Annotated in this window: 13 protein-coding genes, 2 pseudogenes and 1 riboswitch; of the genes and pseudogenes, 1 reads left to right on the top strand and 14 read right to left on the bottom strand. The window is 60.3% G+C overall.

Translation table 11 applies throughout. The annotated features are described in order from the left end of the window. The 14 genes and pseudogenes from MAXJ12_RS22480 to MAXJ12_RS22425 all read right to left on the bottom strand — a co-directional run. A partial coding sequence (locus tag MAXJ12_RS22480; protein ID WP_157999652.1) for an AMP-binding protein occupies positions 1-2,734 on the bottom strand: 2,734 nt, incomplete at its 3' end. A 719-nt stretch (positions 2,735-3,453) separates the two neighbouring features. After that, positions 3,454-3,747: pseudogene (locus MAXJ12_RS39020) on the bottom strand (IS630 family transposase); the annotation flags it as partial. 41 nt (positions 3,748-3,788) lie between these two features. Then, positions 3,789-4,175 (bottom strand): ectoine synthase, encoded by a 387-nt coding sequence (locus MAXJ12_RS22470; RefSeq protein WP_008838303.1) that lies wholly within the window; start codon positions 4,173-4,175, stop codon positions 3,789-3,791. Between the two features lie 528 nt (positions 4,176-4,703). Then, the gene (locus MAXJ12_RS38270; protein WP_008838302.1) at positions 4,704-4,865 is read right to left on the bottom strand and encodes a hypothetical protein; all 162 of its coding nucleotides are present in this window, start codon (positions 4,863-4,865) and stop codon (positions 4,704-4,706) included. Beyond that, on the bottom strand, positions 4,862-5,296 hold the full coding sequence (locus MAXJ12_RS22465; RefSeq protein WP_008838301.1) for a pseudoazurin: 435 nt from the start codon (positions 5,294-5,296) through the stop codon (positions 4,862-4,864). Before MAXJ12_RS22465 ends, MAXJ12_RS38270 begins: the two co-directional genes overlap by 4 nt. Positions 5,297-5,307: 11 nt before the next feature. After that, a complete protein-coding gene (locus tag MAXJ12_RS22460) occupies positions 5,308-6,072 on the bottom strand; it encodes an ABC transporter ATP-binding protein (RefSeq protein ID WP_008838300.1) in 765 nt (254 codons plus the stop codon). Beyond that, the gene (locus MAXJ12_RS22455) at positions 6,069-7,115 is read right to left on the bottom strand and encodes a FecCD family ABC transporter permease (protein WP_139043990.1); all 1,047 of its coding nucleotides are present in this window, start codon (positions 7,113-7,115) and stop codon (positions 6,069-6,071) included. The genes MAXJ12_RS22460 and MAXJ12_RS22455 overlap by 4 nt, the downstream gene beginning before the upstream one ends. A gap of 2 nt (positions 7,116-7,117) precedes the next feature. Further along, positions 7,118-8,134 carry an ABC transporter substrate-binding protein gene (locus MAXJ12_RS22450; protein ID WP_008838298.1) on the bottom strand — a complete coding sequence of 339 codons (1,017 nt, stop codon included), beginning with the start codon at positions 8,132-8,134 and terminating at the stop codon, positions 7,118-7,120. A gap of 152 nt (positions 8,135-8,286) precedes the next feature. Beyond that, positions 8,287-8,485, bottom strand: a riboswitch (cobalamin riboswitch). Between the two features lie 302 nt (positions 8,486-8,787). Further along, positions 8,788-9,099 (bottom strand): hypothetical protein, encoded by a 312-nt coding sequence (locus MAXJ12_RS38065; protein WP_162097502.1) that lies wholly within the window; start codon positions 9,097-9,099, stop codon positions 8,788-8,790. A 108-nt stretch (positions 9,100-9,207) separates the two neighbouring features. Then, positions 9,208-9,312: pseudogene (locus MAXJ12_RS39870) on the bottom strand (GTP-binding protein); the annotation flags it as partial. A gap of 263 nt (positions 9,313-9,575) precedes the next feature. Next, complete coding sequence (locus MAXJ12_RS22440; RefSeq protein ID WP_008838296.1) at positions 9,576-9,836, bottom strand: hypothetical protein; 261 nt, start codon at positions 9,834-9,836, stop codon at positions 9,576-9,578. A gap of 20 nt (positions 9,837-9,856) precedes the next feature. Further along, positions 9,857-10,546, bottom strand: a complete 690-nt coding sequence (locus MAXJ12_RS22435) for a PhzF family phenazine biosynthesis protein (protein WP_050898876.1) — start codon at positions 10,544-10,546, stop codon at positions 9,857-9,859. Positions 10,547-10,612: 66 nt separating this feature from the next. After that, complete coding sequence (locus MAXJ12_RS22430; RefSeq protein ID WP_008838294.1) at positions 10,613-11,095, bottom strand: plasmid fertility inhibition factor family protein; 483 nt, start codon at positions 11,093-11,095, stop codon at positions 10,613-10,615. A 295-nt stretch (positions 11,096-11,390) separates the two neighbouring features. Further along, positions 11,391-11,711 (bottom strand): hypothetical protein, encoded by a 321-nt coding sequence (locus tag MAXJ12_RS22425; protein ID WP_008838293.1) that lies wholly within the window; start codon positions 11,709-11,711, stop codon positions 11,391-11,393. A 342-nt stretch (positions 11,712-12,053) separates the two neighbouring features. Between MAXJ12_RS22425 and MAXJ12_RS22420 the strand changes: the two genes are divergently transcribed. Further along, on the top strand, positions 12,054-12,320 hold a 267-nt coding region (locus MAXJ12_RS22420; RefSeq protein WP_244421554.1), incomplete at its 3' end, for a metal ABC transporter solute-binding protein, Zn/Mn family.

Raw genomic sequence — 12,320 nt, 5'->3', positions numbered from 1 at the left:
TATAAAGCTCCCCCACCGCCCCGAACGGGACGGGCGCACCATGACTGTCCAGCAGATACACCCGCGTGTTGGCAATCGGGCGGCCGATCGGAGGCAATTGGGGCCAGCATGATGGGTCAGCTGCAAGGCGGTGCTCGGCAATGATGTTGACTTCTGTGGACCCGTATTGATTGATCAATCTCGCTTTTGGATGTGCTTCGAAGAACGCCCTAAGCAGTGGAGTGGCCTGCAATTGCTCACCCGCTGTATAAATCTCACTTAAAGAGGGGAGCAGCACTTGCTGCGCGCCCCAGACCTCCGCAAAATGGTTCAATGCTACGAATGGGAGGAAAAGCCGCTCGATCGCCTTCCCCTTCACGAATTCGAGCAAGTCGGAGAAGTCCCTACGAGTCTCCTCCCGCACGAGCACGAGCAGTCCACCGTCCTTCCAACAAATGAACAATTCCTGGGAGGACACATCGAAGTTCAGGGTCGCGAATTGAAGTGTGCGTCGTTTTCGCGCGCCAACCCCCGGTGAGGACGAGAGCGAATTCACAAGCGAGCCGTGTGACATTTCGACGCCCTTTGGGGTTCCGGTTGAGCCGGAGGTGTAGATGACATAGGCGAGATGGCGCGAAGTGAGGCCAAGCGTGCGCGGCTCCGGGTCCGAAGGCGACCGCTCGGCCCAGGCTGCGCTGGCCGTATCCAGATCGACCACGCTCACATCGGCCAGCGCCTCCGCGCCGAGCGCGGCGCGGCCGCCCGCATCGGCCAGCAGCAGTTGCGGTTCTGCATCGTCGACAATCTGCCGCAGCCGCGCCGACGGATAGGCCGGATCCAGCGGCAGATAGGCACCGCCCGCCTTCAGGATTGCCAAAACACCCACCACCATCGCCAAGCTGCGTTCCAGGCAGATTGCCACCGGCTGATCCGGCCTGACCCCGAGGGCGATCAGATGATGCGCCAGCCGGTTGGCCCGCGCATTGAGCTCGCCATAGCTCAGGCGCTCGTCCTCGCAGACCACCGCCTCCGCCTCCGGCGCCTGGCGTACCTGCGCCTCGAACAGCTCATGGATGCACCGCTCCGACGGATAAGGCGCCGCCGTCCGGTTCAACTGCTCCAGTAGATACGTGCGTTCGTCGGCCGGCAGGATGTCGATGCGGCCGACCGGCTGCCCCGCATCGGCCATCACACCATGTAACAAAGTTTGCAAATTCTGCGCCATGCGGTCGATCTGCTTCGGCGCCAATCGACTGGCATCAAAATGCCAGCGAAAGCTCCCATCCAGAGCGCAAACCTCAAAGGTCAGCAAATCGCCGCATAGGGCTAGTCCAGCTCTGTGGCTCGTCTTCAGATCGCCAGCGACGGAACAGCTGCCTGTCGTGATTGTGATGCCAATCGGCCAGGGATGGTGCGACCGTAGCGCCTCCACACCTCGCAATGTCGGGGAGCGTGCGATAAGATCCCGCGCAAAGCTGCCGTGCTCCGTCAGCCGAGCGAATTCGGCGGCCACCACCTTGCGCACTTCTTCAAAATCATGTGCAAGATCAATGGCAATTTCCATCGGCACGACAGAGGCGATCAACACCTCCACCGCTTTGCAGCCAGCTTGCGATTCGTCCGATGCAGGCGTCCATCCCAGTTGAAGCTCTGTTTCTCCCGTGATGCGGGCGAGATAGATCAGCCAAGCCGTTGCCAAGTATTCCGTGCGATCGAGTGGGGACAGTTTAGCCAAAGCACTTGGAATGCACCACGAGCTCGACTGCCATCCGGGCGGCGCCGCAGCCACGGACGACGACAGGAAAGGAGGATGCAATTTTCTGAACTGCCCCAGCCGCTGTTGCCAAAAATCCTCCCGAGGCGCCAGTAATTCATGGGTGGCAGTTATGCTCCGCACCTGTTCATCGCTCAAGATCGGAAGGCGACTACCTTCATCCAGATTGGAGTGCCTAGCGAGGGCTCGCGCGTCCAGCACCTCCCCGTCGGGGCCGCCAAAGCAAACATCGACATCCTGCGTACCCGTCGCCACACGCCAGTGGCTGGAGTGGACTTTAAGCAGGCAACCTGCCGGAACGCCCGAGCGTCGAGCCAACACCTCCAGGCGTCTGACTGTGACAGCCTCATCGCCTACGAGAGCCTTGGGCAGACACATTGGATTGGGATGATACGGGCCAAAGTCTAGGGCACGCGTCATCGCTGACAACTCTTGGGCGGTTTGATCCCATCGCAGACAGCCAGCCGCATCGGGGCGTCGACGTCTCGGAAAATAGCTTCTAACCACCAGCGCCTGCGGATAGTCCGTAAGCTTCCCGTTCTCGAGGCCAGTTAAGAGCTCGCGGAAGCCCTCGATCGAGGCTTCATAACATTTAAGGTTCAGGGTCAGTGCCGTATCGGTGGGCGCAATCAGCACTTGGCTCTGAACGACGACGTCACCCGTACCAACACCATCATCGATCCGATGCCACGTGATGGCATATTCGGTCTCTTGCGCCAGCAGCGCCCAGGACGTCGCGTGCGTTCCCGCATATCGTGGCAATGGACCGTCGTGGCAATTGAAAGCACCTCGACGCACTCGCCCTAACACGTCCGGTGGCAATAGGAGCGGATTGGCAACGGAGAAAATCCAATCCACCGGCTCAGCCTTCAAAAAGGAGGAGAGCTCTTTAACACTTTCCATGCACGGGATGCTGGCACGAGTCGCCCACTCTGCGAATAGGGCGTCGCCACACAGGGCCGCACCAATGACGTGGCCCATCGCCATTGCCATCTGAGCGCAGCGGATAGCGAGCGTACCACTGCCAACAAAGACGCTGGAGGAGATTGATCGCGCTGCAGGATGCCTGTCCCGATCGCCTGGCTCGCAGGCACTCCCGCGCGCAGGAGAAGACCGATGTGCCATCTTCACCCCTCCAGCAGTTCACCCACCAAGCTGGGCAGTTCCTGCCCTAGGCGCCGCCCCTCGGATCTGCTCGGGGGCGCCCACCATCGCTTGTGTAATCTGGCGTGCATTGACGGCAACGAAACTCTTGCGGAGCCAGATCTTCCCAATGTCCCTGCCAAGCTCCCACGTCGCCAATTATCGTCGCCGGCAGTATCGCAGCTGCCACCTGAACTTCGTCTGAGCTTCCGATAAGCGTGATCATCGGACGGCTTCTCCTCAGTCTATGCGCTTTTTAGAGGACTGCGCATGTATCGTGCCAAAGGTGAAACCGTTCTCAATCGATGTGATAGCGATAATACTGCTATGTCACTTATCCGACATCGCCGGACAATCGTATCATTGAGCGCGCTGTCAATCGGCACAAGCGTTCCGGAATCTCGCCCGATGTGTTCCGGGCAAAGAAAGCGGCCTGGAACGTCAAAGGGATTTTTCTGGCCCGGCTGCACCGTTCGTCGGGGTGACTCTCCTGAATTTCCCATAATGCGTGATCGAGCCCAGTGGTTCTCCCAGTGGACCGCCTAGAGCACGTCCTCTTAATCCGGGTCATATCCAGCGGCTGCGAAGTAGTCGGCGCATTCCTGTGGCTCGAAGAGTTTGCGATTTACCAACTGCGTTCCACGAGGCGTCGACTGAACGCTCCGCCTTGGCCCGCAAGAGCCGCCTTGAGCTTGGAGCGGGACTGTAAGGCGGAAGGTCGCGCAGTTCGCAGCCGCGTGCTCGATGGCCTGATGGACGCCATCCGCTTTGTGGGCCGGCAAGTTATTCCATAATGACAATTTCGCCTGCACATGTGTCGGGACGAGAACCTGCTCGACATAAGCCCGAAAAGGCGGTGGTTTATATGAGACTTGGCGTTCGTTCGCTTTGCTCAATATGCCGAGCCTGCCGGGTCGTTGAGCTTGTGGCGCTCGGTTCCCTTGAGGGGCGGGTTGAAGATACTGACGAGGATCAGGTCCTTGTCCCGACCCCCGCGCAGAAGATGCTTGTCATGCTTGTCAAGCACATAGATGTCGCCCTTGCGAATGGGGAAGACATTACCGACCATGTCCTCGACCTCGCCCTCTCCGGCGATGCAGTAGCAGGCTTCGAGATGATTACGGTATTGCAGAAGCGAGACGGTGTTAGCGCGCACTACGGTGTGGCAGATGCTAAAGCCCATGCCGTCTTTATCCGTCAGGAGGCGGTGGCTAGTACCATTGCCCCAATCGACGAAGTGATCGGTCGCTTCAACATCCTGCAGGCTACGCACAATCATAGCGCTATCCTTTTGTATTCCGCAGCCGAGCCGGAGTCGGGCGCGTACTACCGTGATGTTTCCACTTCTGCGCGGTACCGCCGCCAGCGCTGGCAGGTTTCGGAATGCCGTTGATGATGTTACCGGCCACATAACGTGTTTTCGGTAGCAGATCTGGCAAGTTGTTTCCTTCCTTCGCTGGGCCTCCCGACACGAATACGGCACCGAAGCCTGTTAGCTAATGAAGCAAATCGCGTGCCACCCTAGTAGACGGATAAGGAAAAAATTTGTGGGTTTTTTCAGCTAGTTAGAGAGTGGAAGGATTAGCAGGGCAGTGAAGCCAATCTGACAAACTGCCAACAGATGGCGGACACAATGCTGTCCGGCTATCTGGATGCTCGACGGGCTGCCGGAATTGTTTGACGTGCTCGGAGACAAACCCTAGGCCGTCTCTCGCTTCCTCGTCCAACTTCATGGCGAGCTCGATGGCAGCACCGGCCTTGATAAGGCGCGCAGGTCGCCCTTGGCGTTAGCAAGGAGTTCAAGCTCTCACACTATAGGCTTGATGCGCAGAGTTTCGACCTCGTGCCCAGGCGCTATGTAGTGGCCAAAAGCCAGATCGAAAGTTTCTGCGCGGCGCGACCAGTACTCATGGATCTCGTCCCTGAGGTCGAAGTTCGCTCCGGGCTCGGCCTGCTCGTCAGAGATCATTTGCCGAAACCGTTTCGCGCGAGGATTTCATCGAAGCGTTTGTGCGCCCGGGGCGGCACGTCCACGTTCAAGAACGAAGCTTCCAGCGCGGCGTCGCCGACGCGGATAACCATCACCATGCCCATGCCGACATGCGGCGAGCATTTGATGCCATAAAAGCCTTCCTGGCCGAGTGTGACCTCGATCTCCTCGTTGATCTTGCCTTTGAAGCCGGGGTGACCGTCCGGGACCATGCCGTCGATCGTCGCGGCATTGTGGCCGCTTGCGGCCGCGATGAACTTTACGGTGTCGCCCGGCGCGATCTGGACGAAGTCAGGCTCGTAGACCATCGGGCCCGTCTCGTTGCGGTTGAGCATCTTGATGTCGTGCGTCTCGGCACAGGCGGACGACGTTGCCAGCGACAGGAACAAAGTCAGAATTTGCAAGCGCATGGGTTTTTCTTTCAGGAAGCTGGATGGAAGCGGAACATGTGCGTGCCGTCTGCCGGGTCGGTGAGAATGCTTGCGCGAACGCCGAACACCGCGCCGATCCGCTCGACAGTGAGCACCTCGTGCGGAGGGCCTAGCGCCACGAGCCGGCCGCCAGACAGCACGCCGACGCGATCGCAGGAGAGCGCCTGGTTCAGATCGTGCAGCGCGACAACCGATGTGACTGGCAGTTTCGCGACCAGGTCGAGGATCGAGAGCTGGTGCTGGACATCGAGGTGGTTCGTGGGCTCGTCGAGAAGCAGGATCTGAGGCTGTTGCGCGAGCGCCCTCGCCAGGTGGACACGCTGGCGCTCCCCACCGGAAAGGGTTGCCCAGGAACGGCGCTCGAACCCTTCCATGTCGGTGTCAGCAAGCGCTTGCGCCACGATGAGGTCGTCTTTCGGCGACCATGGCTGCAGCGGCGTCAGCCACGGCGTGCGGCCAAGGTCGACCGCATCTTTCACGGTGATGGCCTCAGTGGTCTCTGCCTGTTGTTCGAGAAAGGCGATTAGTTGGGCGACGGCGGGGCGCGGCATCGCGCGAAGCGCCTCGCCCTTGACGCGAACATCGCCTGACGTCGGTCGTCGGATGCCTGCCAACAGTTTCATCAGGGTCGACTTGCCGGAGCCGTTCGGCCCGACGAGACCGAGCGTTTCATCCTCGTTCACCACGAGATCGACCCCAGCGACGATCGGTTTCCCTCGCACTGACCAGCCGAGATTGTGTGCTTCCAGAATCATGGCGCGCCCCGCCCGCGGATCAGGATCACGGCGAAGGCCGGCGCTCCAACGAGTGCCGTAATGACGCCGATCGGCAGGACCTGCCCGGGAACAATGGTGCGTGAGAGCACATCTGCGGTGATCAGGAACACCGCGCCGATGAGCGCCGTCGCCGGCCCTAGCCTCCCGTGGCGCACGCCAACGAGAAACCGAGCCGCATGCGGGATAACAAGCCCGACGAAGCCGATCGAGCCGACGATGCTCACCATCACCGCCGTCACCAGCGCCGTGAAGCCGATGAGGACGACCTGCACTCTGCGAACTGGTACTCCCAGCGACGATGCCGACTCGGAGCCGAAGGCGAAAGCGTCGAGAGCGCGCGCATACCAGATGCAAGCGGCCAGTCCGACCAGGGCTATCGGGACCGCCAGCCAAACGTCGGGCCACCGTGCGCCGCTCAAATTGCCCAGCAGCCAGAACATGATACCGCGCGCTTGCTCGGCATTGGCCGACTTGGTGATGATGAAGGAGGTCAGCGCGTTGAAGAGCTGCGACTCGGCTATGCCTGCGAGCACGATCTGTCCGGTGCCGTGCGACGTAACGCCACCGCCAGCCGCGCGCGCCAGTATCGCCACCAGGGCAAAGGCTGCGACGGCGCCAACGAAGGCTCCAAGCGACATCGAAATCGCGCCGGCGCCCAAGCCGGCGACAGCCACGGCCACCGCGCCGGTCGAGGCACCGGCGGAAATGCCGAGAAGATACGGGTCGGCCAACGCATTGCGCAGCAGCGACTGCAGCGCCATGCCGGAGATGGCCAGGCCCGATCCGCAACATGCCGCGATGATCGCTCGCGGCAGGCGATAGTTCCAGATGATCCCCATGTCGATTGGGTCGAGCACGTAGGCCGAACCAAAGATCTTGTTGGCCAGAGTCTGCAGGACGATCGAGACAGGGATCGGCGTCTCGCCGATGCAGATTCCGGCCAGCACTGCCGCAACGAGCGCGGCGAAACCGAGCGACCCCCGGCCGAGCCGGGAGACGTAGATTGCTTGCGAGGCGGTCAGGCTCACTTTGCCAGTCCGAAATCCTTGAGCGACTTCGACAGCACCTCGATGCCGGCAATCGTGCGGATGGTCGCATCCATCGCATGTGCGTCCATGACGACGATGCGGTCGTTCTTGACGGCGTCCATCTGGCTCGCGACCGGATCGGATTTTAGGAACTCCAGCTTCTTCACGTAGTCGTCAGCGGGGAAACGGCGGCGATCCATCTTGGCGATGACGATCAGCTTCGGGTTGGCCTTGGCGATGGTCTCCCAACCGACAACTGGCCACTCCTCGTCGGACTCGATGATGTTCTTGATGCCGAGCTTGTCCATTATGTAGGCCGGTGCGCCCTTGCGGCCCGCGACATAGGGGTCGATGTCCATCTCGGCGCTGGAGAACCAGAAGACCGCCGAGACGTCCTTGAGGTCGAGCGCCTTGGCGCGTTCGACGGCGGCATTCTCGCGCTCCGCGAGGCTGGCGACGAGTTCCGCACCCTTGCCCTGGATGTCGAAGATCTGCGCCAGTTCGCGGATACCCTGATGGATGGCAGCGGTGGAAAAGAGCTCGCTGCGCGTGCCATCGGCGCCGACCGTATTGTCCTTGGCGACGCAGTCGGCCGGCAGCACATAGGTCGGTATGTCGACGTCATGGAACTGGGTGCGGGTCGCGACGATTCCGTCAGGACCGACATGCCAGATGAACTGAACGGTCACCAGTTCCGGCCTCTTCGCGACTACGCTCTCGAAGCTCGGATCATTGTCGGCGAGCCGCTCGACCTGGTCGTCGATTTCTTTGAATTCGGGAAGCACCTCGTTGAACCAGACCGAGGTGCCGGTCACCTTGTCGCCGAGGCCTAACGAATAGAGCACTTCGGTCGCCGCCTGGCCGACGGTCACGGTCAACGCCGGCGCCTTCTGGAAGGTCAGCGTCTCCCCGCAATTCTCGAGGGTCAGCGGATATTTCGTGGGCTCAGCCGCCGCGGCGGCCGTGAGGAAAGCGAAACTAGCGGCAACAAGTGCCAAGCGCGAAAAAGTCATGACGCGAACATCTCCGATCGGTTGCTGGCAGGGATCGAAGGAATCGGGTCAGGACGGCAATGATCGTCATCGCGTCGCAACGGACGAGATGCGGCTGCACTTCACGTGTGGCTAGCGTCATCGACAACCTCCCCGGACACCCCGCCCGGCGCGTTCAGTTACGGGTGTCGGTAGGTCTCCTGACTGACGGGTCATCGTCCGTCTCGGCCTTCCCGGGGGCTAATCCCAGTGGCATGATCGAGATGGACTCACCGCCTACAGTTGCGGGGGCAGTTTCGTTTCGCGGCCAATGAGGGGCAGCGCCGAATTCCCTGTTATTTCCTTACGGAAACCGACACCCGTTCCTAGCCAATTGATTTGCTCGCATCAAGCGGTCCTTTCCCGAGCCCAACACCTTTATGCCCGTTGCAGTTTGTTACGTTATTACGTTACGTACCCATGCTACTTAACCAAGGAGAGCAGCAAATGCAAACACTATGGAGGAACGCAGCGGCGATGCTCGCGCTGCTTGCGGGAGCCAACGAAGCATTGGCCGACGAGAAAGAGGCCTGGAGTGTGTTCGTCTCGGACCACGCCGCACCGACCATCACGGCCATCGATGCAGTCAGCGGCGAGAAAATCGGCACGTTCCCCGTGAAAGGCCCCGCCACTCTTCATCGCAGCGCGAGCGACAGGGCCGTGTTCGCGATCCAGGGGACCGCCGGCACGGTCACGGCAATTTCGAGCGACATCGCCTCGACGACCATGGCGATCATGGCGACATCGACATCGCGACGCCGAAGCTCATCGGCACTGAGATCGTAGTCGAGAAGCCGTCGCACGGCGGAGAGTTCGCGGCTTTTTTCGACGGGGAAGGTGTCGCCCGCATCATCTCCGAGAAAGCGGTGCTGCAGGGCATGTCGGACTTTCGGAAGTGAAGACGGACCGCGCCGCAGCATGGCGTCGCAGTCGCCTATGGCTCTCATGTCCTGCTGTCCGAGCCGAACAGGGAGAAGCCGAACGAGCTTCCGATCGGTATCAAGGTCGTTGACGAAGCCGGCGCACAGGTTGGCGGCCTGCACGCCTGCCCCGATCTTCACGATGACGGCAACGCGGCAGCCCTCGCGGTTGTGGAGGACGTGATTGAGGAGGGTGGTCTAGCCGGCGCCGAGAAAGCCGGAAAGGACGGTGACGGGCAGACGTTTTGTGGGTCTGGCTCGCCCTTGTTGAGCAGGTAAGTGACGAGAACAGCGTCCCGTCTTTCCAATCCGATCAGCACCTGGCCCCCAATGTCGGCAGGATGGCCCCGGCAAATGTCGAAAACAGCGTACCACCCCAGGGCTCGGCAAGTGTCTCCTAACTCGCCGGCCCTTTTGGAGGGGTGCAGCCAACTGGCTCGTTCCCGAATGCGCGCACGTCTAAATGCCTTAAATCTCGAGCCAGGCTCATGCCAGCACCTGAATCATGGCAATCTCTCTGCAGAGACGACATCGGCAGTTCCGGCCGCAGTGTCGGAAGGTCGCGAGCGCGAGCACGTCACCTTCATGTACTCGCCCTCGCGCGGCGCCAAAGCACTCGTCCCTGCTATGTACGCCTGGCTATGAAACATGCATGCGACTTCATTGGTCGCGTCAGGTCCACTGATGACGTCGATCGCCGTTTCCGTCTTGCAATCCGCCGGAGCGACGCTGACCGAGCAAATCAATATGAGCGTCTTGAGCATGTCCCCCTCCCTTTAAGAGCTTACCCCGATTTGATCAGGATGGGCCTTGGGAAGCAGCATCTCCAAATGGGTATGGGGAACATCATTTGGTTCGACCGCTGGTGACCCGTCTGACGCTCTGCATCCGCATTGGTCCAGCCATCCGGGCCGTTGTCGATCCAAGCGGCGTCCAGAGCATCCTCCAGAGCGATGCGGAGGAGCCGCCGCGCGTCAGCCAGCTCATTTTCCGTCGGCGCGCCCGAGCGGATCAGCGGCGGCGCGAAGGACAGCCGCCCGCTGCCACGCCGGATCTTAACCAGGCCCGCCCCGCATTCCTGAACGATCTCATCGTCGCTCTTCGGCTTGCCGCCCGCTGCGAGCCACGCATGGCAGTGCCATGCGTAGGATGGCAGGCGAAGGGAATCTCGCTCTGGAGCGTGAATTATCCTTACCCTGTAGTCCGCCTCCGATCGTGTCGGCGGCAAAAGGACGGTGGTCTCAGACAGGTTGAACCACCGGGCGATGCCCTGCATGTCCTGCGTCTCGAGACCGCCGGCACCCGAGATCCCCGCCACTGGATTGCCGAAAAAGCGGTCGACCGCGAAGACGTCAACCAAATGGAATGTTGATGAGTCGCTTAAAGCTGGAAAGAAGCTTGAAGCTCTGGGAAGATCCCCGGCGTTGACGATCCCTCCCGCCGATACGTCCGTATCATAGAGAACGCTGGACACTGGCTTCGCAAAACCTGATTGTTGGCAATGGGATCGTTAGGCAGCGTCTTCGACGTCGAATAGTCTCTATTCGAAGAACGTTTCGAGTTCGATGCCTGGAGATGGGGCGCAGGTGCGCCGCAATTCTTCGGCTTCGCGTTCGTGGATCTGTACCGGTATCGTCCTGACCCCCACATCTTCGAGCATTCTGGTCCGATGTCGGCCGTTCACGAAACCCACGGTGATTGCCTGATCGTGATTGTCCCATCCGTAGGAAATTCGCGGCACGGTAAGCCTTCCGATCTGCGTTCCATAGGTCTGGACGTTTATTGTGGTGAAGGGAATGATCGTGCTTTCCAGCCCCTCCCTGTAGATCTGGTATTTTCTTACCTCCCATGTGCGCGCTTGGGGCAGCAGAAGAGCGCGAGGGCTTTGTTCCCAAACTTGAATTAATCGCGGAAGATCGACCCAAACGATAGGCCAGTCGCAAAGCCGGTCTTTTTGGAAATGGGCAACCTGATTATTGAGTTCAGGGCAGCGAATGACATAGATTTCGTTGTTTTCCGGCATCGTCTCAGTTCGATATTTCACAATTCACGGCTGTAGCTCGCTGGTTTTATCCGATGGAACCTCGCAAGAAAATGATGGCTTTGGCGTCTCCTTCGGACCGGTGCTACTCGCTGCTTCGCAGCTCCCCGAACCTGACCGTGCCCGCTCCGGCTCAGCAACGGTGGCCTTCCCCGTCTTGTTGCAAGCCAGAAATCCCGGCTTCGCCTGGTCGCGCGCCGATGGCCAGTTTCGGCCCAAGGTAACGCCCACTGACGCTTCGCCGAGGCGACATTGACGAGCGCTTACATTACTCACGCTAGTGCGTCTCCACGTATCCCTGGCCTTTGCATTCGGCGCACGGCGACGGCAGAAATCCGACGCCGTTCTTGACGATCGGCGCGTTGCCGGGATCGGGAGCGACCGCCAGTCCTTCACCGGCGCATGTCGGGCAAGAGGTCTTGCCCTTCAGCCAGGAACGCTTGCGCTCATGCTCTTTCAAAATCGCCCGAAGCTGTCGCTGCGTTCGCGCGTCAAGACGATTGAGGTCCTTCCCGTCGAGAAGGGAACGGATCAGTGCGTTGGTCCGACCGTCGAATTGATCAGGCCGAAGTTGTTCAAAATATTTGCGCCAGTTCATCACAAATGTCGGTAGCAGCCACGGTGTTTCGGGCCAAGGCCCTTGCGCAGAGACAGCCCGGTTTAACCGGGCTGGAAATCTCGCGGACCGACTGCTACCGGAAACGATGCGCTGATGGAAACTTCCCGGTTTCATCCCTGTTGCAAATGATTTGCAATTGCATTGACAGGCGCGACGGCCTGCCCTACCTATGCGTCGGCTACCGCATTGGGCGGCGCCCATAACCCAGGATTCATCATGCGATTGCTCGCTCGCGCTCCGGCCCTGCTCCTTCTCATTGTGCTCGGCGCATGCTCCGCCGAAGGCGGAGGCGACGCCGAAAGCCGAGGAGCGGACGAAAAGATGGTTGCGGTGACCACCTTCACGGTGATCGCCGATATCGCCCGCAACGTCGCCGGAGATGCGGCGGTGGTGGAATCGATTACCAAACCCGACGCTGAGATCCACAATTACCAGCCCACGCCCGGCGACCTGATCAAGGCTCAGAAGGCCGACCTGATCCTTTGGAACGGCCTCAACCTCGAACTCTGGTTCGAAAAGTTCTTTTCCAATCTGAGCGATGTGCCGAGCGCCGTGGTGTCGGAAGGCGTCGAGCCGATGGGCATCGCA

Source organism: Mesorhizobium alhagi CCNWXJ12-2 (assembly GCF_000236565.1).
GTDB classification, from domain to species: Bacteria; Pseudomonadota; Alphaproteobacteria; order Rhizobiales; family Rhizobiaceae; genus Allomesorhizobium; species Allomesorhizobium alhagi.
Note: the sequence above shows the minus strand (reverse complement) of the source record. Positions and strands in the feature narration are given on the sequence as shown.